This is a genomic window from Citrobacter sp. Cpo061 (genome assembly GCF_030332845.1).
Lineage (GTDB): Bacteria > Pseudomonadota > Gammaproteobacteria > Enterobacterales > Enterobacteriaceae > Citrobacter > Citrobacter portucalensis.
The window spans coordinates 311,049-335,626 of the sequence record NZ_JAOWHB010000043.1; the positions used below are offsets into that span (position 1 = coordinate 311,049).

Genomic DNA, 24,578 nt, shown 5'->3' on the forward strand with positions numbered 1-24,578 from the left:
TATCACCACGCATTTTCAGCAAACTCGCATTAGCTGTAGTTATTAAAATCACTTCACCTTAGAAAATCTCAATCGTGACAAGGCGCACAAATCGTTAACCTTAGCCCCCAGCAAATCAGGGGGAATACATGCTGTTACACGTTTTATATTTAATTGGTATTACTGCCGAAGCCATGACCGGTGCGCTTGCTGCTGGGCGTCGTCGTATGGATACATTTGGCGTCATTATCATTGCCACCGCGACGGCCATTGGCGGCGGATCGGTACGCGACATTCTTCTCGGCCACTATCCGCTTGGCTGGGTCAAGCATCCCGAATACGTCATTATCGTGGCAGCCGCTGCGGTACTCACCACCATTATTGCTCCTGTTATGCCCTACCTGCGTAAAATATTCCTTGTACTGGATGCGCTGGGCCTGGTGGTCTTTTCTATTATTGGCGCACAGGTGGCGTTGGATATGGGTCACGGGCCGATTATCGCCGTGGTCGCTGCGGTCACGACCGGCGTCTTCGGTGGCGTGTTACGCGACATGTTCTGCAAACGCATTCCGTTAGTGTTCCAGAAAGAGCTGTATGCTGGGGTTTCTTTTGCCGCTGCCGTGCTTTACATCGTGCTGCAACATTACGTCTCCAGCCACGATGTGGTGGTTATCTCTACCCTACTCTTCGGTTTTACCGCCCGCTTACTGGCGCTACGCCTGAAGTTGGGCCTGCCAGTATTTTATTATCGCCATGAAGGTCATTAAGGCATAAAGCCCGTAATACGCTGGGCAGCCAGCCAGTTGCTCAGCGCTATGACCTCCCTGGTCTCCAGCCACTGAATGATCTGTCGTGCCCGCCGTTCCCCCATGAAAGGGAGCTGCCGCCAGCTTTGCTCATCACGGTCCTGCAATTGTTGCCACGAAGCATCCCGACTGGCATTCAGGGTTGCCTGTGTTAACGGTATTCCCATGGCAATAACCCAACGTGTGAACGGGAGATCGCGCGACAGGTTGAACTGATGCCACAGCTTCTCCCCTTTGATTACACCAAGTGCAGACTCTAACTGTTCCTGAGTTAACCCAAGCCAGGAAAAGATATGTTCAAAGCGATACACCTGGTTGAGCTCTCGCCATCCCGCCTCGCCGATCCCCTCCAGCCCCAGCACCTCTTTGCCGCCCAGCCAGACCAGTCTGGCAACAAACTGTTCCTGGCACTCCGCTGTAGCATAAAAACAGGTTAATGAATTGAAGCGCCCCTCGGGGGGTATTGGCTTAGTACGCTGAGTGCTGCGCCAGACCACCTCGTCTATACGGGGTATCCCTTGTCCAGCCAGGCGCACCAGAATCTGATCGCCAGGCGCGATATCCCATTCATTCCAGCGTCGGACGGAGCCAATATTGACGCGCTGTACGCGTTTATCATCCAGCATGACGGGAGTCAGCAATGCAACCACCGCAATTTTCCCGCTTTTACCAACGGAGAACTGAATACCAGTAACCTCAGATACCCTCGTCACGGGAGGATATTTCCACGCCGCCAGCCACTCACCCTGCCCGGGTAGCCAATACTTTGCCCGTGGCTCTTTTGCCGTTCGCACCACGACACCATCTGTCACAAAAGGTAATGCTGAACTCCACCACCTGGCGCGCAACTTTTCGACTTCATCCGCATTCTTCACGGCGTGAGTATAACGTTGCGTGTAACTGAACCCGGCAGCCGTGAGCTGCTCCAGTCTTTCAGGCATGACCGCCGGACCATCAGGCCAGGCCCAGATAAAAATTGCCAGCGAGCGTAACATTTCCGGATTGCCCTGGCGCATCATTAATCCAGCAACCTTCGAGCGGGCGTTCATTCCCCCTCTCTGCTTCTGAATATGCCCCTCTTGCTGCAAAAATATCTCACCCTGCAACGTACTGTTAGCGAGTTTCCCCTTGGTGGAATGTGGTACGGAAGGGATCTGCAGAACCTTTTGCGTCCAGTCTTCGCCTTTCAGGCCATTACCACGGCTAATCGCCCGTACCAGATTGCCATTGCGATAGACTAACGTCACCGCCACACCATCCACCTTCGGTTGCACCCAGAGATCGCTGCGAGCGAGCATCCATTGCTGTAGCGCTTGCTTATCAGCAAGTTTTCGAACGCCCGTGTGGGGAACTGGATGCGAGACGGTGCCACTTATTGGGGGCACAGACAGATCTGGTGGGACTTCATCGCCAAAACAGCGCTGCCATTGAATTAGTTGCGCATTGAGCTGGTCATAAACGCCGTCGTCTACGGCACTTTCCCCTTGCTTCCAGTAACTGTCATTCCACTGTGTAATCTGCTGCTGTAGTCGTGAAATTTCCTCGTTTGCCCTGGCAGGCGACCAGACGGGGCATACCGCCCACGCAGGTAAATGCCACACCAGTAAAACCAGCCCTATGCATTTCCATAATCCCATGCTATCTCCGCTGAACGATACGTTTCCCGGCAGGTATAGCGCGAAGTGAAATAGAAACAGAGCGGCAAAAATTCATCCTGCGAACAGCTTTCCGGACATTTGCATGTATTGCTGCAAATCACCGATAAAACAGGAAACTGGTACGCAAAACGCAATAAACATGCGCAAAAAGTGTGACAAGGGCTACGTCACATAGCGGCTACGTGTATAATAAGCCCGTATGTAGGCTCTCTTTCGACAATCACATACATTAAGATACTCATGGCTCAAGGCACGCTTTATATTGTTTCTGCCCCCAGTGGCGCGGGTAAATCCAGCCTGATTCAGGCTTTATTAAAGACCCAACCGTTGTATGACACCCAGGTTTCTGTTTCGCACACCACGCGCGCACCGCGCCCGGGGGAAGTGCACGGTGAACACTATTTCTTTGTGAACCATGATGAATTCAGAACCATGATTGGCAGAGACGCGTTCCTGGAACACGCGGAGGTTTTCGGTAATTACTACGGCACCTCGCGTGAAACCATTGAGCAAGTATTAGCATCCGGCGTAGACGTCTTTTTAGATATCGACTGGCAAGGTGCGCAGCAAATTCGTGAAAAAATGCCGCATACGCGCAGTATTTTTATTTTGCCACCGTCTAAGATTGAGCTGGACCGCCGCCTGCGTGGCCGCGGTCAGGATAGCGAAGACGTGATCGCGAAACGTATGGCGCAAGCTGTTGCAGAAATGAGCCATTACGCCGAATATGATTATCTTATTGTGAATGATGATTTCGACACCGCCCTGGGCGATTTGAAAACCATCATTCGCGCCGAACGTCTGCGCATGAGCCGCCAAAAGCAGCGTCATGACGCTTTAATCAGCAAACTGTTGGCAGACTGAACCCACATTCAGTATCATGCCCAGTCATTTCTTCACCTGTGGAGCATTTTAAGTATGGCACGCGTAACTGTTCAGGACGCTGTAGAGAAAATTGGTAACCGTTTTGACCTGGTACTGGTCGCCGCGCGTCGCGCTCGTCAGATGCAGGTAGGCGGAAAGGATCCGCTCGTACCGGAAGAAAACGATAAAACTACCGTTATCGCGCTGCGCGAAATCGAAGAAGGTCTGATCAACAATCAGATCCTCGACGTGCGTGAGCGCCAGGAACAGCAAGAGCAGGAAGCCGCTGAATTACAAGCCGTTACCGCTATTGCTGAAGGTCGTCGTTAATCACAAAGCGGGTCGCCCTTGTATCTGTTTGAAAGCCTGAATCAACTGATTCAAAACTACCTGCCGGAAGACCAGATTAAGCGTCTTCGGCAGGCGTATCTCGTTGCACGTGACGCTCACGAGGGCCAGACACGTTCAAGCGGTGAACCCTATATCACGCACCCGGTAGCGGTAGCCTGCATTCTGGCCGAGATGAAACTCGACTACGAAACGCTGATGGCTGCGCTGCTGCATGACGTGATTGAAGATACCCCAGCCACCTATCAGGACATGGAACAGCTTTTTGGCAAAAGCGTTGCAGAGCTGGTAGAAGGGGTATCGAAACTTGATAAGCTTAAGTTTCGCGATAAGAAAGAGGCGCAAGCTGAAAACTTTCGCAAGATGATTATGGCGATGGTGCAGGATATCCGCGTCATTCTCATCAAACTTGCCGACCGCACCCACAACATGCGCACGCTGGGCTCATTACGCCCGGACAAACGTCGCCGCATCGCCCGTGAAACCCTCGAAATCTATAGTCCGCTGGCACACCGTTTAGGTATTCATCACATTAAAACCGAGCTGGAAGAGCTGGGTTTTGAAGCGCTGTACCCAAACCGCTATCGCGTGATTAAAGAAGTGGTTAAAGCCGCTCGCGGCAACCGCAAAGAGATGATCCAAAAAATCCTCTCGGAAATCGAAGGGCGTTTGCAGGAGGCAGGTATTCCGTGTCGCGTAAGCGGGCGTGAGAAGCACCTGTACTCTATTTACTGCAAAATGGTGCTCAAAGAGCAGCGTTTTCACTCCATCATGGATATCTACGCATTTCGCGTCATCGTTCATGATTCCGATACCTGCTATCGCGTACTCGGCCAGATGCACAGCCTGTACAAACCACGCCCTGGTCGCGTGAAAGACTATATCGCCATTCCGAAAGCGAACGGATATCAGTCTTTGCACACCTCAATGATCGGCCCTCATGGCGTCCCGGTTGAAGTACAGATTCGTACTGAAGACATGGACCAGATGGCAGAGATGGGTGTCGCAGCGCACTGGGCTTACAAAGAGCACGGCGGCGAAAGCAGCACCACTGCGCAAATCCGCGCTCAGCGCTGGATGCAAAGCTTGCTGGAACTGCAGCAGAGCGCCGGTAGCTCGTTTGAATTTATTGAAAGCGTCAAATCTGATCTCTTCCCGGATGAGATTTATGTTTTCACACCGGAAGGGCGCATTGTCGAACTGCCCGCCGGTGCAACGCCTGTCGACTTCGCCTACGCCGTGCATACCGATATCGGTCACGCCTGCGTCGGCGCGCGCGTCGACAGACAGCCTTACCCGCTTTCACAACCACTCTTTAGCGGCCAGACCGTTGAGATTATCACCGCGCCGGGCGCACGTCCGAACGCAGCGTGGCTAAACTTCGTCGTCAGTTCGAAAGCGCGCGCCAAGATTCGCCAACTGTTGAAAAACCTCAAGCGCGATGATTCCGTCAGTCTGGGTCGTCGACTGCTCAACCATGCCCTGGGCGGTAGCCGTAAACTGGCTGAGATCCCGCCAGAGAGCATCCAGCGTGAGCTTGAGCGTATGAAGCTCGCCACGCTTGACGATCTGCTCGCAGAAATCGGTCTGGGTAACGCCATGAGCGTGGTGGTAGCGAAAAACCTCCAGCAGGGCGAAGCAACAGCGAACGTACCAGCACAATCTGGCCATGGTCATCTGCCAATCAAAGGCGCTGACGGCGTACTGATCACCTTCGCGAAATGCTGTCGTCCAATTCCAGGCGATCCAATCATTGCCCACGTCAGTCCGGGTAAAGGTCTGGTGATCCACCATGAGTCCTGCCGTAATATTCGTGGCTACCAGAAAGAGCCAGAGAAGTTTATGGCGGTGGAATGGGATAAAGAGACGGAGCAGGAATTCATCACCGAGATTAAGGTGGATATGTTTAACCACCAGGGTGCTCTGGCGAACCTGACGGCGGCAATCAACACGACCACCTCCAATATTCAAAGTTTGAATACGGAAGAGAAAGATGGCCGCGTTTATAGCGCCTTTATTCGCCTGACCGCTCGTGATCGCGTGCACCTGGCGAATATCATGCGCAAAATCCGCGTCATGCCGGACGTGATAAAAGTCACCCGTAACCGAAACTAGTCTTATGAATGAACAGCGCTATGCACGTATCCGCGAGATGCTCGCACGTCGTCAGCCCGATCTGACCGTCTGCATGGAGCAGGTTCACAAACCTCATAACGTTTCTGCGATTATTCGTACTGCAGATGCGGTCGGCGTGCATGAAGTCCACGCCGTCTGGCCGGGTAGCCGTATGCGCACCATGGCCTCTTCTGCTGCAGGCAGCAACAGTTGGGTGCAGGTGAAAACTCACCTTACCATTGGCGATGCGGTCACACATTTAAAAAGCCGGGGCATGCAGGTCCTGGCAACCCATCTGTCAGATAAAGCCGTGGATTTTCGCGAGATTGATTACACGCGCCCCACCTGCATCCTGATGGGCCAGGAGAAAACCGGCATCACTCAGGAAGCGTTGGATCTGGCTGATCAGGACATCATCATTCCCATGACTGGCATGGTGCAGTCACTGAACGTTTCTGTCGCCTCCGCGCTGATTCTGTACGAAGCACAGCGCCAGCGGCAAAACGCGGGGATGTACCGACGAGAAAACAGCATGCTGCCACAAGAAGAGCAGCAGCGCTTACTGTTTGAAGGCGGTTATCCGGTGCTGGCGAATGTCGCTAAGCGCAAAGGTCTTCCCTACCCTCACGTAAACACGCAGGGCGAAATTGAAGCCGATGCAACGTGGTGGGCCACTATGCAATCTGCGAGATAAACGCGATGAAAGGCCGTTTACTGGATGCCATCCCACTCAACTCTCTGACCGGCGTTGGCGCAGCGCAAAGCAGTAAACTGGCTAAAATTGGCCTGCACACCGTGCAGGACCTCCTGCTCCACCTCCCTCTGCGTTACGAAGACCGTACCCATCTGTACCCAATTGGCGAACTGCTGCCGGGTGTCTATGCCACCGTTGAAGGCGAAGTGCTGAACTGCAATATCACCTTCGGCGGCCGCCGGATGATGACCTGTCAAATCAGCGATGGCTCGGGGATTCTCACCATGCGCTTTTTCAACTTCAGCGCAGCGATGAAAAACAGCCTTGCTACCGGGCGTAGGGTACTGGCCTACGGCGAAGCCAAACGCGGGAAATACGGCGCAGAGATGATTCACCCGGAATACCGCGTACAAGGCGATCTCAGCACGCCAGAATTGCAGGAAACACTCACACCAGTATATCCAACCACCGAAGGTGTGAAGCAGGCCACGCTGCGCAAGCTGACCGATCAGGCACTGGATCTGCTCGATACCTGCGCCATTGTCGAACTGCTGCCGCCAGAGCTGTTACAGGGCATGATGAGCCTACCCGAAGCACTGCGCACGTTGCACCGCCCCCCACCGTCGCTGCAACTCAGCGATCTGGAAACCGGACAACATCCGGCGCAGCGACGTCTGATTCTCGAAGAACTGCTGGCGCATAATCTCAGCATGCTGGCACTACGCGCCGGGGCACAGCGTTTTCACGCCCAGCCGTTAAGTGCTAACAACGCGCTAAAAGATAAGCTGCTGGCAGCATTGCCGTTCAAACCTACGGGCGCACAGGCCCGCGTTACCGCTGAGATTGAACGCGATATGGCACTGGATGTGCCGATGATGCGCCTGGTGCAGGGTGATGTCGGCTCCGGTAAAACGCTGGTTGCCGCGCTGGCCGCGCTGCGGGCTATCGCACATGGTAAGCAGGTTGCGCTAATGGCTCCTACCGAACTATTGGCTGAACAACATGCAAATAACTTCCGCAACTGGTTCGCGCCACTGGGCGTTGAAGTGGGCTGGCTGGCGGGCAAGCAGAAAGGTAAAGCGCGTCTGGCGCAACAAGAAGCCATCGCCAGCGGTCAGGTGCAGATGATTGTCGGCACGCACGCGATTTTCCAGGAACAGGTACAGTTCAGCGGGCTGGCGCTGGTTATCATCGACGAACAGCACCGCTTCGGCGTTCATCAGCGTCTGGCACTGTGGGAGAAAGGTCAGCAGCAGGGTTTCCACCCACACCAGCTAATCATGACCGCCACGCCGATTCCACGTACCCTGGCGATGACGGCCTATGCTGACCTCGACACGTCGGTCATTGACGAACTCCCTCCGGGGCGTACGCCGGTCACTACGGTCGCCATTCCGGATACCCGCCGCAGCGATATTATTGATCGCGTGCGCAACGCCTGTACCCACGAAGGACGTCAGGCATACTGGGTCTGTACGCTGATTGAAGAGTCTGACTTGTTGGAAGCTCAGGCGGCAGAAGCGACGTGGGAAGAGCTTAAACTGGCGCTGCCAGAACTCAATATTGGCCTGGTACATGGGCGCATGAAGCCCGCCGAGAAGCAGTCAGTAATGGCGGCCTTTAAGCAGGGTGAACTGCATCTGCTGGTTGCTACCACGGTGATTGAAGTGGGCGTGGACGTGCCAAACGCCAGCCTGATGATTATTGAAAACCCGGAACGCTTAGGTCTGGCCCAGTTGCACCAGTTGCGTGGTCGCGTAGGCCGTGGCGCGGTGGCTTCCCACTGCGTTCTGCTCTACAAATCACCGCTGTCTAAAACCGCGCAGAAACGCCTGCAGGTTCTGCGAGACAGCAACGACGGGTTCGTAATTGCGCAAAAAGATTTAGAGATTCGCGGACCCGGCGAGCTGTTAGGTACTCGCCAGACCGGAACGGCAGAATTCAAGGTCGCAGATTTACTGCGCGATCAGGCGATTATCCCGGAAGTTCAGCGCATTGCCCGCCATATTCACGAACGTTATCCGCAACAGGCCGCGGCACTGATAGAGCGCTGGATGCCGGAAACCGAACGCTACTCCAACGCGTAGTTAATTCATAGCGGCGGCGGATGTTACCCCGCCGCACAGCCGTTATTGCGCGAAAATCGGTAACAGCAGATACAGCTTAATTACCAGCGCGTTGACGATATCGATAAAGAACGCCCCCACCATCGGCACCACCAGAAACGCCATATGGGATGGTCCAAAACGTTCGGTAATCGCCTGCATGTTGGCAATCGCCGTCGGCGTCGCGCCGAGGCCAAAACCGCAGTGTCCGGCAGCCAGCACGGCGGCATCGTAGTTCTTACCCATCATGCGCCAAGTGACGAATATCGCGTACAGCGCCATGAAAATAGTCTGCACAACCAGGATTGCCAGCATCGGCAAGGCCAGTGAAGCCAGTTCCCACAACTTCAGGCTCATCAGCGCCATCGCCAGAAACAGCGACAGACTAACGTTACCCAGTACAGAAACCGCACGTTCGAACACCCGATAAAAGCCCAGTAGCGCCAGACCGTTACTGAGGATCACCCCAACAAACAGGACGCAGACGAAGGTCGGCAATTCCAGCACTGTTCCAACCAGCATTTGCGCAACGATTTTACCCACCGTCAGACAGATAGCGATCAGAGCAATGGTTTCAATCAGCACCAGCGAGGTGATCATGCGCCCAACGTCCGGCTTTTCAAATGCGGTCGGCACGGCCTGATCGTCCGGCATACCGTCTGGCGTGGTGGAGTGTTTGACCAGATAGCGTGCCACCGGGCCGCCAATCAGCCCACCCAACACCAGACCAAACGTTGCGCAAGCCATCGCCACTTCAGTCGCATTGGTGAAGCCATAACGTTCAATAAACAGCTTGCTCCACGCGGCCCCGGTTCCGTGTCCACCAGAGAGGGTGATCGAGCCAGCGATCAGACCCATCAGCGGGTCCAGACCCAGCAGGGTCGCCATACCGATACCGATGGCGTTTTGCATCAGCAACAAGCCAACAACCACAATCAGAAAAATACCCACCACGCGGCCGCCAGCACGCAAACTGGCGATATTGGCGTTCAGGCCGATAGTGGCGAAGAAAGCCAGCATCAGCGGATCGCGCAGGGTCATATCGAAGTTCACTTCCCAACCCATGCTTTTTTTCAGCACCAGCAGCGCAATCGCCACCAGCAATCCGCCTGCAACAGGTTCGGGAATGGTATATTTTTTCAGGAAGGAAACAGACTGGACGAGCTTACGTCCCAGCAGCAACACAAGGGTTGCCGCAACCAGCGTTGATAACGTATCGAGATAAAACATTTACAGCTCCATTAGTGCGTTTAGCACAATCACGCACGATGCATTCCAGACCGATTTTTAGCTCTTATTGAGTTTTCGGAGTGGATTTTAAGCAGAAAATGATGAAAAGTTATATAAAAATGTTTGTTTATCCGTTTTAAATATTAAGAATACCTGCTAGCAAACGTTTGCTTTTCTGCCCTGGTCAGATAAAATCACCGCTTTTCCACCATGGGATTGCCTCTGATGTCCGTTAACGCCGTAGAGTCAACAAATGCGCAACCGGTTGCGCAGACTCACAACAGTGAACTGATTTACCGTCTTGAAGATCGCCCCCCGTTAGCCCAGACCCTGTTTGCCGCCTGTCAGCATCTGCTGGCCATGTTCGTCGCGGTGATCACCCCTGCTCTGTTAATTTGCCAGGCGCTTGGTTTACCGGCTCAGGATACTCAACACATTATCAGTATGTCGCTGTTCGCCTCCGGCGTGGCTTCTATCATCCAGATCAAAGCCTGGGGGCCGGTCGGCTCAGGGCTGCTATCCATTCAGGGCACCAGCTTTAACTTTGTTGCGCCACTGATTATGGGCGGTACGGCGCTAAAAACCGGTGGCGCAGATGTCCCAACCATGATGGCGGCGCTGTTCGGTACGCTGATGCTGGCAAGCTGCACCGAGATGGTTATCTCGCGTGTCCTGCACCTGGCGCGTCGTATTATTACTCCGCTGGTCTCAGGGGTGGTAGTGATGATTATCGGCCTGTCGTTGATTCAGGTGGGTCTGACATCGATTGGCGGTGGCTATGCCGCAATGAGCGACAACACCTTTGGTGCGCCGAAGAATTTACTGTTGGCAGGCGTGGTGCTGGCGCTAATCATCCTGCTTAACCGTCAACGCAACCCGTACCTGCGCGTTGCGTCATTGGTGATTGCGATGGCGGCAGGCTATCTGCTGGCCTGGTTTATGGACATGCTGCCGCAAAATACCGCACCGGTAAGTCAGGACCTGCTGATGGTGCCAACGCCGCTGTATTATGGCCTGGGCATCGACTGGAGTTTACTACTGCCGCTGATGCTGGTCTTTATGATCACGTCACTGGAAACCATCGGCGATATTACGGCCACCTCTGATGTCTCCGAGCAGCCGGTTTCTGGTCCGCTGTATATGAAGCGCCTGAAAGGCGGCGTGCTGGCGAACGGTCTGAACTCGTTTGTTTCCGCCGTGTTCAACACCTTCCCGAACTCCTGTTTTGGCCAGAACAATGGGGTTATTCAGTTAACAGGCGTTGCCAGCCGCTACGTTGGTTTTGTGGTGGCGCTGATGTTGATCGCGCTGGGCCTGTTCCCGGCAGTCAGCGGTTTTGTACAGCATATTCCTGAGCCGGTACTGGGCGGCGCAACGCTGGTGATGTTCGGTACTATCGCAGCATCCGGTGTGCGTATCGTGTCCCGCGAGCCGTTGAATCGCCGCGCGATTCTGATTATCGCGCTGTCGCTGGCCGTTGGTCTGGGTGTTTCCCAGCAGCCGCTGATTCTCCAGTTCGCCCCGGATTGGGTGAAAAACCTGCTCTCTTCCGGTATCGCCGCTGGCGGTATTACCGCAATCGTTCTGAATCTGGTATTCCCGCCAGAAAAGCAATAAGCAAAATGCGGCGTTGGTTCTGAATCAACGCCGCTGTAACGCTCTTTCACCATTCCCGCCTTGAGCATTGCGCCTAAATCGTGCATAACTTGACTATGTGCACTTCGCGGGATGGAAGACCATGAAATTTATTGGAAAGCTGCTTTTTTACGTGCTGATCGCCCTTGCAGTGGCGATTCTCGGCCTTTATTTTCTACTGCAAACCCGCTGGGGGGCAGAGCACGTCAGTGCCTGGGTTTCGGAGAACAGCAGCTACCATCTGGCGTTTGATGCCATCGATCACCGGTTTTCCTCCCCTTCCCATATTCTGCTGGAAAACGTCACCTTTGGCCGGGATGGTCAGCCCTCAACGCTGGTCGCTAAAACGGTCGATATTGGGCTGAGTAGCCGCCAAATCACCGACCCGCTGCACGTAGACACCATTTTGTTGCAAAACGGCACGCTGAATCTTTCCCAGCAAACCGCGCCGCTACCGTTCCAGGCCGATCGCCTGCAATTGCAGGATATGGCGCTTAACAGCCCCGGCAGCGAGTGGAACCTCAGCGCCCAGCGCGTTAACGGCGGCGTCATTCCCTGGAGCCCTGAGGCAGGTAAAATTCTCGGGAGCAAAGCGCAAATTCAGCTCAGCGCCAGTTCGTTGACGCTCAACGATGTTCCAACTACCAACGTCTTGATTGAAGGCAGCATCGACCATGACCGGGTGACGCTAAGCAATATTGGCGCTGACGTGGCGCGTGGGGCATTAACCGGCGTAGCGCAACGCAATGCCGACGGGAGCTGGGTTGTGGAGAATCTGCGCCTGAACGATATCCGGCTGCAAAGCGACAAATCGCTGGCCGACTTTTTTGCCCCGTTAAGCACTATTCCTTCCCTGCAAATTGGTCGTCTGGAAGTGACGGATGCCCGTCTGCAAGGCCCCGACTGGGCGGTGACGGATCTCGATCTGAGCTTGCGCAACATGACCTTCAGCAAGGACGACTGGCAAACTCAGGAAGGCAAACTGTCGATGAATGCCAGCGAGTTTATTTACGGCTCTCTGCACTTCTTCGATCCGATTCTGAACGCCGAGTTCTCACCGCAGGGCATTGCGCTGCGCCAGTTCACCACCCGCTGGGAAGGCGGTATGGTCAGAACATCCGGAAACTGGATGCGCAGCAACAAAGCGCTGGTCCTTGACGATGCCGCTATTGCTGGTCTGGAATACACGCTGCCGGAAAACTGGAAGCAGCTGTGGATGAAACCCCTGCCAGCGTGGCTAAACAGCCTGACGCTGAAGAAATTCAGTGCCAGCCGTAATCTGGTGATAGATATCGACCCCAACTTCCCGTGGCAGCTCACCGCGCTGGACGGCTACGGCGCTAACCTCGGGCTGGTACAGAATAATCAGTGGGGGATCTGGAGCGGGAGCGCCACCCTCAACGCTGCCGCAGCCACCTTTAACCGTACGGATGTGCGTCGTCCTTCTCTGGCGCTAACGGCAAACAGCAGCACCATCAATATCAGCGAACTGAGCGCCTATACGGAAAAAGGACTGCTGGAGGCCACTGCCAGCATTTCGCAGCTACCTCAGCACCAGACGCAGGTCAGCCTGAAGGGGCGCGGCGTGCCAATGACGATCCTGCAGCAGTGGGGCTGGCCCGCACTGCCGCTTTCCGGAGATGGCAACATCCAGCTTACTGCCAGCGGCAATATTCAGGCCGATGCGCCTCTCAAGCCAACGGTCAACGGTCAGCTGCATGCGGTGAACGTGGAGAAACAGCAGGTAACGCAAACCATGCAGGCGGGCGTGGTTTCGGGGAGTGAAGTCACTGCACCACCACCTGCACAATGATTTATTGCCCGGTGGCGCTTCGCTTACCGGGCCTACTCACGCTCATAAGCGAATATATTCACTGCACAACAGCCACTTCGCCGGCTCGTCTTCTTCAATCACCGGGAAGCGACCGCCAGGTTCCAGAAAGTGGTTGTCATGCTGGTCGTCATTGACCATCGAGATTTCCCAACCCAGCACGAACGCCTTCTCCGCCCAAAAGCGATGATACAAGCGCGGTGGCAGGCACACTCCTTGTCCCGGTTTCAATACCAGCGTCTCGCCTGCGTTAACTGTACGCCGCTGACCATCCACGCTAACCTCAACAATGCGCCGGGTATCATATTCGTCATCGGGCGTGGACCACGCCAGCTGCATACACAAATCACCGCCGCCGCGGTTAACGATATCTTCCATCTTATGGCGATGAAAATGCCACGGTGTTTGTTGATCCTGCTGAATTTGCAGCATCTTTTCGGCATACGGTTTGGGGTAACCCGCTGAACCCATCAGACCATTGCGCAACGTTAGTAACGTCAGCCCCGTTTGCGCAAAATCTCCGTGCCCGAAGTCGGTAATATCCCAGCCCAACTGGAGATCGCGCACTTCACGCCACCGAGTTTGATCCTGTTGCCGCCAGGCATCGACCGTAAAATACGCAAAATCAGGCAGACAGACCCGAAAAGTCTCAGCGATGGCATGCGCTTTTTCGACGGCATAATTAATGTGTGAACGCTTCATTCCACTTTTCCTTGTTGCGAAAGAGGCGGGTCGCCCCGCCTGCATGCCGTTAGTAAAGTGATGCTTTGCCGGTTGAACCGAACAGTTTCATTTTGTGGCGGATCACGTCCCGCGCGGCGCTAATGGCTTCCGGGTAGATTACGTTCGGGTCCCACCAGGTTTCTTTCGCCAAGATTTCGCGGACTTTCTGGAAGTAGGCGTATTTCATATCGCTGGAAATGTTGATTTTGCCAACGCCCAGCGTCACGGATTCGGCAATTTCCGCATCCGGGTTCGCGGAACCACCGTGCAGCACCAGCGGAATATCCACACGTCCGGCGATATCGCGCAGGATGTTCATTTGCAGCTCTGGCTGCATCCCTTTCGGGTAGATCCCGTGCGCGGTTCCAATCGCCACCGCCAGCGTGTCTGCACCCGTTCGGGCGATAAAATCCTCTGCCTGAGCAGGATCGGTATAAGTAACCTTCGACACGCCGCCTTCCACTGACGTCCCGGTCTGGCCAATCGTTCCCAACTCCCCTTCCACCGAAACACCTACCGCATGCGCCAGTTTGACCACTTCGCGGGTCAGCGCCACGTTCTCTTCATATGGCAGCAGCGAGCCATCAATCATCACCGAGGTAAACCCACACTGAATCGCCCGCAGGACATGCTCAACCGAAGCGCCGTGGTCCAGATGCAGAGTAAAGGGAACCGGGCTGCGCAGGGTGATATCACGGACATAGCTAAAAAACGCATCGCCGACAAAATCATGTTCGCTGGGGTGAATGGAGATAATCGCCGGGGTATTGGTCGCTTCCGCTTCTTCCACTACTGCGCGTACAAAGCAGCTGTCCGCCACGTTGAATGCGCCGATGGCAAAACCGTGCTGACGGGTAGGTTGCAGTAATTCTTTCATCGAAACTAACATGTTAATTCTCCAGTTTCAGGGTGTAGAAAGCCCTGCCAGTGCTCATCGCAGAGGCATAGAAGGCGTTACAGAAAATGAATCAGGCTTTGCCGATAGCGCCGCTGGCCTGCAGGTACGGAATAATGGCTTCCTCGCAGGCCTGTTCCATCAGGGCCAGGGCATCAACGAGTTCACCGGATGTGTCGCGACACAGGGTATGCAGTAGCGCAGCCTTTCCGGCTTCGAAAACCGCCGCACCAACGTTTATCTTGGCGACACCAAACGTCGGGCAGCGCTGTAGCTGGTCAAACGGCGTTCCGCTGCCGCCATGCAGCGCCAGCGGCACCGTTGATAACCGGGCTATTTCCTCCAGCCGCTGGAAATCAATAGCAGGAGTGATACCCGGCGCGTACATGCCGTGTGCCGTACCCACCGACACCGCCAGCAAATCGATCCCGGTCTGTTGGATGAAGGGTTCCACGTCGGCGGCCTGGGTCATCAAATCAGCGTTAGCGGCGTGGTCATAGCACGGAGCATCGGCCAGATGGCCCAGCTCGCCTTCCACGCACAGAGAAACGCTGGCGGCAAGCTCAACCACCGCCCGGGTCTGGCGAATGTTCTCCTCCAGCGCAAAGGCGGAGGCGTCGATCATTAAGCCGCTGAATCCGGCGCGAAAAGCCTGGCGAATGCGTACAGGATCCTTTCCATGATCCAGCGCCAGCGCGACCGGTACCGAGGCTTCCTCTGCCAGCGTTTTGACCACCGCTGCCGCTATCGGGGCCGGAAAATGCTCCAGATGCCCCTGATACAAATTCAGAATGATGGGCGCACGGTGTTTCTCCGCCACTCGCACCGCTGCGCGGGCGCTTTCCAGGTTCATACAGTTGATGGCCAGCAGCGCGTACTGTTCGCGCCAGGCTTTGGTCACCATGCTTTTCATATCGGCAAACATATGGCCTCCGGTTATTCCAGGGTGAAGGTGATTTCTTCGTCTTTCAGCTTTTGATCGCTGAGTTCGTCAAACTCTTCATCACGCTCGGTTACCGGTTTCTTCCACAGCGACAGCATGACGCCACAAATCACCGTACCGATCCCCAGCGCCAGGCAAAACAGCAGCGGATGCGTAAAGAGCGGAACCACAAACATGCCGCCGTGCGGTACCGGGCTTTCGACACCCCACACCATAATCAGGCCACCCGCAATCGCCGAGGCCACCACACAGGAGCCCACCACGCGCAGCAGGTCGCGCGCCGCAATCGGAATAACCCCTTCGGTAATCATGCAGATCCCCATCGGGAATGCAGCCTTCAGCGCCTCACGTTCCGCACGGGTGTACTTGTGACGCGTCAGCAGGAAAGAGAGCGTAATGCCAAATGGAGGGATCATCGAACCAACAAACTTCACCGCTTCCGGACCGTACACGCCGCTGACCAGCATGCCGTCAGCAAACAGCGACATGGTTTTATTCACCGGCCCACCGAAGTCGAATGTCGCCATCGCACCGAGGATAGCGCCCATCAGAAAGCGGGATCCGCCCTGCATGGACTCCAGCAGATGAATCAACGCGTCCTGCAGCCAGGCAATCGGCTTGCCAATCAGCGTCATCATCAACAGACCGCCAATGACGGTACTCAGTACCGGCAGCACCATGATGGGCATCAACCCCTGCATCGACTGCGGCAAACGGATATAGCGCTTGAGCAGCAGGACGGTATAACCGACCAGAAATCCGCCCAGCATCCCACCGATAAAACCGGTATGAATTTCTCCGCAGACGAAGCCGACAATCAGGCCCGGCGCGAATCCCGGACGGTCAGCAATGGAGTACGCAATCGCCGCACTAATAAGCGGTACGATTAACCCCATCCCCCAGCCGCCAATCTGGTTGAGCATCCAGGGAATAGTTCCTGTTTTTTCACCGACGTTAGTGCCGCCAAGTATTTGCCCGAGAGCAATACAGATCCCGGCGGCGACAATTAACGGGATCATCCACGAAATTCCCGTTAATAAATGTTTTTTTATTTCCTGAGATAGCGGAATTTTATTTTCACTCATGTGAAACCCCTCCAGAATGAGGATCGCTACTGGTTATTATTAACTAATGATTTTTCGACCTTTTCAAGAAACTGAATGGGCGATTTTATGACGATTTCAGTTTTTACTCGCACAATGCGTTTGTTTGAAAATCGCTCCTCCCCTTTTATTTTTACATCGACAGCAAGAATCACGACATCAGCCGCAGAAATATCTTCTGTCAGCAGTTCGTTTTCTGTGCCAATGGTTCCCTGGGTTTCAACTTTTATATTATGACCAAGCGCTTTGGCACCTTTAATTAACTTCTCACGGGCAATATAGGTGTGCGCAATACCCGCCGTACAGGCGGCAACACAAACAATATTCATAACATGCTCCACATTTTATTTAGCAGACATTGGATTCAGCATATTGGCTAAAAAGCTCAATAATTTTTTGTGGACTACTTTCAACTAATAGTTGTTCAATAATGTCGTCATCTGCCAACGCGCCAGCAACCTGCGAAAGCAGACGAATATGGGTGGTGTTTTGATCTTCAAGACGTACGGCAAACAGAATAATGCAGCGCACGTTGCTGCCATCCAGGGTTTCCCAGGGAATATCCTGGCGGGTACGCCCAATCGCCAGCGTGGTATTGACCACCGCCGAGGATTTCCCGTGCGGGATCGCAATATGGTTTTCGAAGCCGGTCGAGCCTTCTGACTCACGTTGCCAGACATCCTGAATAAACGTTTCGCGACAGCTAATTGCTCCATCTTTTTGCAGAATATCCGTCAGTTCCTCAATAGCCTCCGTTTTGCTTGTAGCCTTCATGTCCAAAATAACGCGATTTGTATTGAGTATTTTCGTGATGTCCATCAATCATACCTCATGGAGTTCAGACATTAATTTTCAACGACCAGCGACGTCGCCCGATGTAATTTTTCCGTAATAACCGTTTCTGTTACCCGCTTAATATCCGCATCATTGAAAAAGGCAGTGACATACACGACCGGCATGGCAACCGCGGGTAAATTAATCGTCGATACCACCAGTTCAATATCGTCCGTCAGTACAGAGGGCAGGCTGCCTGCCGACACTACGCCGACGATAGTCCAGTCCGGAAAGGCGCGTAGAATACGGCTTTTGAGTAAGTGAGAAGTGCCGATACCCGTTGAACAGACCAGTAGTACGCGTTTACGCGCTATCTGACGCTCCATTGCGGCCTGAAAATGCACGGTTAAATATCCCACTTCATCTTCCGACACGGCCCGCTCGCCCCAACCGCTAAACACCCGATTCACCGCACATTGGGTCAGACGCCACACGTCCTGCAACTCGCCTTTGATATCCTCCAGCAGCGGATTACGAATGCGGATCTGGTAGTTCAGTCGGTTAATCAGCGGCTTAATGTGGATCAGCAATCCGTCATACAGCGCCGTGTCCAGGCTAAGATCGCTGTCGACCATCTCGGCGAAGGTGGCAATCAACCGATGGGTAATCAAACGCGCTTCGTCGCTGGAGTGCATATGACCAATCACACTCACGTCATTATGCTCTTCAATCACCACACCCGAGGAGATAATGTATTGATATATAAACCAGACTTCGTCTTCCGGCAGCGGGTGGGCAATGCGCTTTTCGATATGCTGAATCATGCGACTGGCAATGGAAAATATGTTCTCATCACAGGTAGTGATGCTCTCTTCTTTTCTCGGAAGCGCATTGCCCCGCGTGATGCGGTACATCATGATCAGAATATGGGTAAAGATATTGACGTAATAAGGCTCGCCGAGCGACCAGCACAGGTCATTCTCCATTTCCTGCAATAACGTCTGGACAAATAAAACGTCTTCTTCGCCAAAGTAATGCACTAAGGCTTTATAACTGCCCGGGTCAAGGCGTGAATAAATCACGCTGCCGGGTTCATTATGGTTAATCACGCCGTTAATCAACGATGCCATTGCCTGGCGCACACCGCTCTCGCTACCTTCAATGTGCGTGCCGCTCTGACTACGAATCAACGACAGGCCCAACGGGGTAATCCAGGATTCAATTACTTTCAGATCGTTAACAATCGATGCGCTACTAATGAAATAACGTTCGGATAATTTACTGATCGACGTTTCATGCGGCGTTTCGCTTAATAACTGTGAAGCTATCTTGACTCGCCGTGAATTATTCATCATGCCGTCAGCATCATCACCCTCCGATCCTAATAACTGGTCCATATATAAAAGGTCGGTAATATTATCTGCACTTAATATCACCCCAGCACCAGCACGTTTATCGATAGTTATTTTCCATTCTGATAACCATGGTTCCAGTAAGCGCAGATCGCGCTGCACAGTTTTCTCTGAAACAGATAAATACTCGGCAATTTTCAGCAGCGTGACATATTCCTTCTTAGACAGAAGAAATTTTAATAATCTGTTTTGTCGGGAGGTAATCATTTGCATTATTTACCCTTATTACATACCAGATTAAATATCTATACCCGTCATACTTCAAGCTGCATGTGCGTTGGTTTTTCTCGCTCACCCCAGCCACGTACTTATGTACGTTCAGGGGATTCGCTGCGTCGCCGCCTTCCTGCAACTCGAATTATTTAGGTTATAAAGAAGCATTGATGCTCCACGTGTAATCCGTGATGATAAATATAAGAGGACTACGATGCGCCAACAATACTAAATCGTGTCCTGTATTCCGGACAGAAATAAGACAAAAACGGGAAATAGTGAGATATTTACGGCGCAGATCACATTTTTCGTGGGATTCAGAGTGATATCGCTCGCAAATATGGGGAGATAAAAATTTAATTCAGGATGTTTTGGATTTTCAGATCTGGAATGCTGCTCGCAGCGTGGGCCGGATAAAACGCATTGTATCGCCATCCAGCCCACGTTGAGATTTACTTACAGGGTAATCGTCAGCACATCCGCATCCGGCGTGACAACCGTTCCCCACTCACTGCCCACAGATGAGCCGCCCTTCACGCCGCTAACCTGCGTAATATTACGCAGACACAGCGTCCAGTTACGCGCTTCGCCACTTCCTTGCACGGTGATGGTATTACCCGTGCGCGTCGCCTTCAGCGTGAAGATAACCGAACCGTCAGCCGCCGGGACTTCACAAATCGCCTCCCGACCCTCCTGCAGATGGAACAGCTGGAACGCCGTCCCTTCGTGCCAAGCGTAGTCCGGCTTCTGGTTATTGCAGCCCAGCGCCAGCAGTGTATTGTCACGCACATAAACCGGCAGACTCAGGAAGTCATGCTGCTGCTTATGCCAACGGCTGCCCACCACCTCGTCGTTACGCCACAGATGCGTCCAGCGTCCTTCCGGCAGATAGAACTGCACATCACCCGCCTCGCTAAACACCGGCGCAACCATCACGCTATCGCCCAGCATGTACTGGCGGTCGAGATAATCACATGCCGGATCGTCCGGGAACTCCAGCATCATTGCGCGCATCATCGGCGTTCCGAGTTCATTGGCGCGCGCCGCTTCGCGATACAGGTATGGCATCATGCGGCATTTCTGCTCAGTGAAGTAGCGTACCACGTTGCAGGATTCATCATCGTACGCCCATGGCACACGGTAGGATTTACTACCGTGCAGGCGGCTGTGGCTGGAGAGCAACCCGAACGCACACCAGCGCTTGTAGACGTGCGCCGGGGCGGTATTCTCAAAGCCGCCAATATCGTGACTCCAGAAGCCAAAGCCGGACAGGCCGATGGACAAGCCGCCACGCAGGCTTTCGCCCATTGATTCATAGTTGGCGTAGCAGTCGCCGCCCCAGTGCACCGGGAACTGTTGCGCACCCACTGAGGCCGAACGGGCGAACAGCACTGCCTCTTCTTCACCGACGGTCTCTTTCAGCACGTTCCATACCAGTTCGTTGTAGATGTACGCATAATGGTTGTGCATTTTCTGCGGATCGGCACCGTCAAACCACTGAACGTCAGTAGGAATGCGTTCACCAAAGTCAGTTTTGAAGCAATCAACGCCGATATCCACCAGACCTTTCAACTTGTTGGCATACCACTCGCAGGCTTCAGGATTGGTAAAGTCATAAATCGCCAGGCCCGGCTGCCATTTATCCCATTGCCACAGGGAGCCGTCCAGGCGCTTGAGCAGATAACCTTTCTCTTTCAGTTCATTGAACAGCGGGGATTTCTGGCCGATATAGGGGTTTATCCATACGCAGACCTTCAGCCCTTTATCTTTCAGGCGGCGGATCATACCTTCCGGGTCAGGGAAGGTCACCGGATCCCACTCAAAGTCGCACCACTGGAAGGCTTTCATCCAGAAGCAGTCGAAATGGAAGACGTGCAGCGGCAGATTGCGCTCGGCCATCCCGTCGATAAAACTGTTCACCGTCGCTTCATCGTAATTAGTGGTGAACGATGTAGTCAGCCACAAACCGAATGACCAGGCTGGCGGCAGCGCCGGACGACCGGTAAAGCGGGTATAGCGATCCAGCACCGCTTTCGGCGTAGGGCCGTCGATGACGAAATATTCCAGATACTCGCTTTCAACGCTGAACTGCACTTTTGACACTTTCTCAGAGCCAATTTCAAACGACACGCACTGCGGATGGTTTACCAGTACGCCGTAACCACGGTTGGTGAGATAAAACGGGATGTTCTTGTAAGACTGCTCGGTACTGGTGCCGCCATCGCGGTTCCATGTTTCCACCGTCTGGCCGTTACGTACCAGCGCAGTAAAGCGCTCACCCAGACCGTACACCGTTTCGCCAACGCCCAGATCCAGGCGTTCAAACATATAGTTTTTCCCGCTGTTGGTGTCCTGCACGTAGCCGTTATTTTTCAGCTGGCTGCCGGTAATACGTTCGCCGCTACGCAGGAAATCCAGCGACCAGAACTCACCTTTAGTGATCCGCACGCTCAAATTTCCGCTTTTCAGTTCGGCAAATTCAGCGGTGTTTTGTATCTCTACGTTGACGTCCTGCAGCACGTTCAGCGGATAGTGCGGACCGTTATCCAACGCGCCCTGGAAGTGTTCCATACGCACACCCACCACGCCTTCCTGCGGCGAGAAAAAGCGCAGGGTGAAGAGTGGAGTATCCAGTTGCCAGGTACGTTCACGCACATCGCGCGGCGCAACGTAGACAATCATCTCGTTACCCTGTTGCTCGACCTCAAACACCTGAATCGGGTGAGTTAAATTCAGGCCAGGCTGCGTCAGCCAGTTTCCGTCGCTAATTTTCATCGTTGGTTCCTTAGTTCTGTAATTCTTTCGTCGAAAAATCCTGCTGATTGCGGTGCGCACCCTGAGCCAGCTGACTCATGATTTCCGTCAGATACGGCGTTTTCAGGGTATAGAAGCGTTTGGCAATCACGGCACTCAACAGGTAACAAATAGCCGGGACAATCGTGAACAATGCGATAATGATGCTAATGGTGGCGCTGTTCTGGGTTTTCGCTGCGGCATCGTAACCGCCGCCCGCCAGCATCCAGCCGATCATCGCCCCGCCGAGCGCCAGACCCAGCTTGAGCACGAACAGCGTGCCCGCGAAGCTGATCCCCGTCAGACGTTTTCCGTTACACCACTCGCCGTAATCAACTGTGTCGGACATCATCACCCACTGGATTGGCGTCACGAGCTGATGCAGTACGCCAATCACGAAGATGAAGGCGAACATGGTGAGATTTGCGTGCATCGGCACAAAGAACATTGCCAGGCTGACGACCGCTAGCAGGGCGTTCGTCCACCAGAAGACGCTGACTTTGCATTTCCAGTCAGTCAGCGGTTTTGCCAGCGCAGAGCCGATAAGATTGCCGACGCAATAGGTGGTGAGGAAGGCGACAAACACTTCCGGGGTACCCAGAATCCAGGTGACGTAATACATCATCGCCCCGCCGCGTACGCAGACGGCCAGTATGTTGAGGATGGTCAGCAGGCCGACGATGCGCCATTGGTCGTTCTGCCAGATGTCGCGCAGGTCTTCACGCATTGAGTTGCTGCTCGGCGGCGCTTCCACACGTTCTTTGGTTGTGAAGAAGCAAAACGCCAGCATCAGGAACGCCACAACCGAGAGCACGGCAATCCCGCCCTGGAAGCCCAACGCTTTATCTTCGCCGCCAATCAGATTCACCAGCGGCATCATTAGCACGGTGGAGAGCATGCCGCCCGCCGTCGCCAGCACAAAGCGCCATGACTGCAGGGAGATACGCTGCGTTGGGTCATTGGTTATCACACCGCCCAGCGCGCAGTAGGGAATATTCACCACGGTATAAAGCAGGGTCAGCAGCGTGTAGGTGATTGCGGCATAAATCATTTTGCCGTGCAGGCTGAGATCCGGCGTGCTGTAGGCGAGCACACAGACCAGACCAAATGGCAGAGCGCCAAACAGCACCCACGGGCGGAATTTCCCCCAGCGCGAACGGGTGCGGTCGGCGAGCAGTCCCATGCAAGGGTCTGAGATAGCATCCAGCGCGCGAGCCAGTAAGAACATGGTGCCGACAAAACCGGCCGGGATACCAAAAATATCGGTATAGAAGAACATCATATATAACATAACGTTATCAAAGATGATGTGGCTGGCGGCATCGCCCATGCCGTAGCCAATCTTCTCTTTAACGGACAAAATCTCACTTTTCATTACGCATCCTTGTTAGCACTTTCACACGCACTGATACCGGTTACAGTTCTTGTAAACCATCCCTGTGAGCGCGGGTATTCCGATATCTCGTTATCAAATTACGATTCTTGTTTTCTGTGATCAGAGTAGCGTCAAAAAATGTGTCTAAGTGTAAGTAATGGATTTTGCGGGGATTTATTTGAAACTGGTCATGGTATGGAGAAACGGAAGTTAAAAAAGTGAGTGAGGGGGTGTGGAAACGTTTGGAAGTAGCTATAATGCGCCCCGCCTCCATGTAGCAATCGAGGCGCGGAAGATCGTCATCTCCGGTGAGGTGGCTGGACTTCAAATCCAGTTGGGGCCGCCAGCGGTCCCGGGCAGGTTCGACTCCTGTGATCTTCCGCCAAAATTCCTATCTTATTCCAGTCATTTGCCATATTTTCTCTGCTCAAAAAGGCTTTCATGATTCTCGTCCGAAATTATCCTTTCCGACAGGTAACTACGCGCAGTTGGGTTTGATACCGGGCAGAAAATTACCGTCAAAGTAATGAACGGTTGTATCGCCCTGATGGTCTACAGTGAGCAATAACAACGGTTGCAGGATGAGCTGAAAGAGGCCAATCAGAAGTTAAATAGAATTGAGAGCACGCTGGCGACTCTTCAGTGAAGCAAGGCTAAACCTGTTAGCGTTACTTACAGGTTCAGTTGGTGCCGGATGGCGCTAACGCTTATCCGGCCTACTTTCACAATACCCTCTGTCTGACCACCCACCTCATAGTGACCCCCAGAAAGATATCGACTATAATGAACGAATCGAACGATTCATGCGAAATGGTGGCAATATGCATACTCTTACGGCAAATGAAGCCAAAACCCAGTTTGGCGATATGCTACTTAAAGCGCAGCGAGAACCTGTGCAAATTAATCGTAACGGTAAACCTGTTGCAGTCGTCGTTTCCATTGAGGACTATGAACAAATGGAAGCCATGAAGCACCAGTTACTGAAGGCCAAAATTCAGCGTGCTCAAAACGATATTCATTTGGGCAATACTGTTGATGGCGATGCTTTTTTTGATGAGTTGATGGATCAACACAAAGGATAA

Annotated in this window: 20 protein-coding genes, 1 tRNA gene and 1 pseudogene; 11 read left to right on the plus strand and 11 right to left on the minus strand. The window is 53.6% G+C overall.

Features of this window, described 5'->3' with window-relative positions; all coding sequences use genetic code 11:
• The first annotated feature begins 128 nt into the window (after positions 1-128).
• Positions 129-746 carry a trimeric intracellular cation channel family protein gene (locus tag OGX97_RS14095; protein ID WP_038635410.1) on the plus strand — a complete coding sequence of 206 codons (618 nt, stop codon included), beginning with the start codon at positions 129-131 and terminating at the stop codon, positions 744-746.
• Here the strand turns inward: OGX97_RS14095 and ligB are convergent.
• Positions 743-2,422, minus strand: a complete 1,680-nt coding sequence (gene ligB / locus OGX97_RS14100; RefSeq protein WP_057066882.1) for an NAD-dependent DNA ligase LigB — start codon at positions 2,420-2,422, stop codon at positions 743-745. The genes OGX97_RS14095 and ligB overlap by 4 nt on opposite strands.
• Before the next feature lie 261 nt (positions 2,423-2,683).
• On the opposite strand from ligB, the gene gmk reads away from it, so the two are divergent.
• The 5 genes from gmk to recG are packed head-to-tail and all read left to right on the plus strand — an operon-like array spanning position 2,684 to position 8,551.
• Positions 2,684-3,307 carry a guanylate kinase gene (gmk, locus tag OGX97_RS14105; RefSeq protein WP_279850859.1) on the plus strand — a complete coding sequence of 208 codons (624 nt, stop codon included), beginning with the start codon at positions 2,684-2,686 and terminating at the stop codon, positions 3,305-3,307.
• 54 nt (positions 3,308-3,361) lie between these two features.
• Complete coding sequence (rpoZ, locus tag OGX97_RS14110) at positions 3,362-3,637, plus strand: DNA-directed RNA polymerase subunit omega (RefSeq protein ID WP_000135058.1); 276 nt, start codon at positions 3,362-3,364, stop codon at positions 3,635-3,637.
• An 18-nt stretch (positions 3,638-3,655) separates the two neighbouring features.
• Entirely contained in the window at positions 3,656-5,770 is a 2,115-nt protein-coding gene (gene spoT, locus OGX97_RS14115; protein WP_003024038.1) for a bifunctional GTP diphosphokinase/guanosine-3',5'-bis pyrophosphate 3'-pyrophosphohydrolase, read from the plus strand.
• Between the two features lie 4 nt (positions 5,771-5,774).
• A complete protein-coding gene (gene trmH / locus OGX97_RS14120) occupies positions 5,775-6,464 on the plus strand; it encodes a tRNA (guanosine(18)-2'-O)-methyltransferase TrmH (protein ID WP_032945382.1) in 690 nt (229 codons plus the stop codon).
• A gap of 5 nt (positions 6,465-6,469) precedes the next feature.
• Complete coding sequence (recG, locus tag OGX97_RS14125; RefSeq protein ID WP_125363673.1) at positions 6,470-8,551, plus strand: ATP-dependent DNA helicase RecG; 2,082 nt, start codon at positions 6,470-6,472, stop codon at positions 8,549-8,551.
• 42 nt (positions 8,552-8,593) lie between these two features.
• Here recG and gltS read toward each other — a convergent pair whose 3' ends face one another.
• On the minus strand, positions 8,594-9,799 hold the full coding sequence (gltS, locus tag OGX97_RS14130) for a sodium/glutamate symporter (RefSeq protein ID WP_003024029.1): 1,206 nt from the start codon (positions 9,797-9,799) through the stop codon (positions 8,594-8,596).
• A 225-nt stretch (positions 9,800-10,024) separates the two neighbouring features.
• Between gltS and xanP the strand changes: the two genes are divergently transcribed.
• Positions 10,025-11,416, plus strand: coding sequence for a xanthine/proton symporter XanP (gene xanP / locus OGX97_RS14135; RefSeq protein WP_003024026.1), 1,392 nt, complete (start codon positions 10,025-10,027; stop codon positions 11,414-11,416).
• A gap of 121 nt (positions 11,417-11,537) precedes the next feature.
• Positions 11,538-13,247 carry an AsmA family protein gene (locus OGX97_RS14140; protein ID WP_279850858.1) on the plus strand — a complete coding sequence of 570 codons (1,710 nt, stop codon included), beginning with the start codon at positions 11,538-11,540 and terminating at the stop codon, positions 13,245-13,247.
• Between the two features lie 42 nt (positions 13,248-13,289).
• Here OGX97_RS14140 and OGX97_RS14145 read toward each other — a convergent pair whose 3' ends face one another.
• The 9 genes from OGX97_RS14145 to OGX97_RS14185 form a co-directional block, all read right to left on the minus strand.
• Positions 13,290-13,967, minus strand: coding sequence for a D-lyxose/D-mannose family sugar isomerase (locus OGX97_RS14145; protein WP_279850857.1), 678 nt, complete (start codon positions 13,965-13,967; stop codon positions 13,290-13,292).
• Positions 13,968-14,016: 49 nt separating this feature from the next.
• Positions 14,017-14,877 (minus strand): ketose-bisphosphate aldolase, encoded by an 861-nt coding sequence (locus OGX97_RS14150; protein ID WP_003024018.1) that lies wholly within the window; start codon positions 14,875-14,877, stop codon positions 14,017-14,019.
• 79 nt (positions 14,878-14,956) lie between these two features.
• Positions 14,957-15,808 carry a class II fructose-bisphosphate aldolase gene (locus tag OGX97_RS14155; RefSeq protein WP_032945395.1) on the minus strand — a complete coding sequence of 284 codons (852 nt, stop codon included), beginning with the start codon at positions 15,806-15,808 and terminating at the stop codon, positions 14,957-14,959.
• Positions 15,809-15,819: 11 nt separating this feature from the next.
• A complete protein-coding gene (locus OGX97_RS14160) occupies positions 15,820-16,911 on the minus strand; it encodes a PTS fructose transporter subunit IIC (RefSeq protein ID WP_003827232.1) in 1,092 nt (363 codons plus the stop codon).
• Between the two features lie 26 nt (positions 16,912-16,937).
• Entirely contained in the window at positions 16,938-17,258 is a 321-nt protein-coding gene (locus OGX97_RS14165) for a PTS fructose transporter subunit IIB (protein WP_003827230.1), read from the minus strand.
• Between the two features lie 19 nt (positions 17,259-17,277).
• Positions 17,278-17,748: a PTS sugar transporter subunit IIA gene (locus OGX97_RS14170; protein WP_008786490.1), complete on the minus strand. Its 471-nt coding sequence runs from the start codon at positions 17,746-17,748 to the stop codon at positions 17,278-17,280.
• 26 nt (positions 17,749-17,774) lie between these two features.
• The gene (locus OGX97_RS14175; protein WP_279850856.1) at positions 17,775-19,328 is read right to left on the minus strand and encodes a BglG family transcription antiterminator; all 1,554 of its coding nucleotides are present in this window, start codon (positions 19,326-19,328) and stop codon (positions 17,775-17,777) included.
• 456 nt (positions 19,329-19,784) lie between these two features.
• Positions 19,785-22,103: an alpha-xylosidase gene (yicI, locus tag OGX97_RS14180; protein WP_279850855.1), complete on the minus strand. Its 2,319-nt coding sequence runs from the start codon at positions 22,101-22,103 to the stop codon at positions 19,785-19,787.
• Between the two features lie 10 nt (positions 22,104-22,113).
• Positions 22,114-23,496, minus strand: coding sequence for a glycoside-pentoside-hexuronide family transporter (locus OGX97_RS14185; protein WP_103014665.1), 1,383 nt, complete (start codon positions 23,494-23,496; stop codon positions 22,114-22,116).
• A gap of 290 nt (positions 23,497-23,786) precedes the next feature.
• Between OGX97_RS14185 and OGX97_RS14190 the strand changes: the two genes are divergently transcribed.
• The 3 genes and pseudogenes from OGX97_RS14190 to OGX97_RS14195 all read left to right on the plus strand — a co-directional run bounded on the left by OGX97_RS14190 (position 23,787) and on the right by OGX97_RS14195 (position 24,578).
• Positions 23,787-23,881 (plus strand) — tRNA-Sec (locus OGX97_RS14190).
• 93 nt (positions 23,882-23,974) lie between these two features.
• Positions 23,975-24,142: pseudogene (locus OGX97_RS23225) on the plus strand (SymE family type I addiction module toxin); the annotation flags it as partial.
• Between the two features lie 175 nt (positions 24,143-24,317).
• A complete protein-coding gene (locus OGX97_RS14195; protein ID WP_191213690.1) occupies positions 24,318-24,578 on the plus strand; it encodes a type II toxin-antitoxin system Phd/YefM family antitoxin in 261 nt (86 codons plus the stop codon).

Coding starts and splice junctions, on each gene's coding strand:
- OGX97_RS14095 (WP_038635410.1), top strand. CDS start 129: ATGCTGTTACACGTTTTATATTTAATTGGTATTACTGCCGAAGCCATG.
- ligB (WP_057066882.1), bottom strand. CDS start 2,422: ATGGGATTATGGAAATGCATAGGGCTGGTTTTACTGGTGTGGCATTTA.
- gmk (WP_279850859.1), top strand. CDS start 2,684: ATGGCTCAAGGCACGCTTTATATTGTTTCTGCCCCCAGTGGCGCGGGT.
- rpoZ (WP_000135058.1), top strand. CDS start 3,362: ATGGCACGCGTAACTGTTCAGGACGCTGTAGAGAAAATTGGTAACCGT.
- trmH (WP_032945382.1), top strand. CDS start 5,775: ATGAATGAACAGCGCTATGCACGTATCCGCGAGATGCTCGCACGTCGT.
- recG (WP_125363673.1), top strand. CDS start 6,470: ATGAAAGGCCGTTTACTGGATGCCATCCCACTCAACTCTCTGACCGGC.
- gltS (WP_003024029.1), bottom strand. CDS start 9,799: ATGTTTTATCTCGATACGTTATCAACGCTGGTTGCGGCAACCCTTGTG.
- xanP (WP_003024026.1), top strand. CDS start 10,025: ATGTCCGTTAACGCCGTAGAGTCAACAAATGCGCAACCGGTTGCGCAG.
- OGX97_RS14140 (WP_279850858.1), top strand. CDS start 11,538: ATGAAATTTATTGGAAAGCTGCTTTTTTACGTGCTGATCGCCCTTGCA.
- OGX97_RS14145 (WP_279850857.1), bottom strand. CDS start 13,967: ATGAAGCGTTCACACATTAATTATGCCGTCGAAAAAGCGCATGCCATC.
- OGX97_RS14150 (WP_003024018.1), bottom strand. CDS start 14,877: ATGTTAGTTTCGATGAAAGAATTACTGCAACCTACCCGTCAGCACGGT.
- OGX97_RS14155 (WP_032945395.1), bottom strand. CDS start 15,808: ATGTTTGCCGATATGAAAAGCATGGTGACCAAAGCCTGGCGCGAACAG.
- OGX97_RS14160 (WP_003827232.1), bottom strand. CDS start 16,911: ATGAGTGAAAATAAAATTCCGCTATCTCAGGAAATAAAAAAACATTTA.
- OGX97_RS14165 (WP_003827230.1), bottom strand. CDS start 17,258: ATGAATATTGTTTGTGTTGCCGCCTGTACGGCGGGTATTGCGCACACC.
- OGX97_RS14170 (WP_008786490.1), bottom strand. CDS start 17,748: ATGGACATCACGAAAATACTCAATACAAATCGCGTTATTTTGGACATG.
- OGX97_RS14175 (WP_279850856.1), bottom strand. CDS start 19,328: ATGCAAATGATTACCTCCCGACAAAACAGATTATTAAAATTTCTTCTG.
- yicI (WP_279850855.1), bottom strand. CDS start 22,103: ATGAAAATTAGCGACGGAAACTGGCTGACGCAGCCTGGCCTGAATTTA.
- OGX97_RS14185 (WP_103014665.1), bottom strand. CDS start 23,496: ATGAAAAGTGAGATTTTGTCCGTTAAAGAGAAGATTGGCTACGGCATG.
- OGX97_RS14195 (WP_191213690.1), top strand. CDS start 24,318: ATGCATACTCTTACGGCAAATGAAGCCAAAACCCAGTTTGGCGATATG.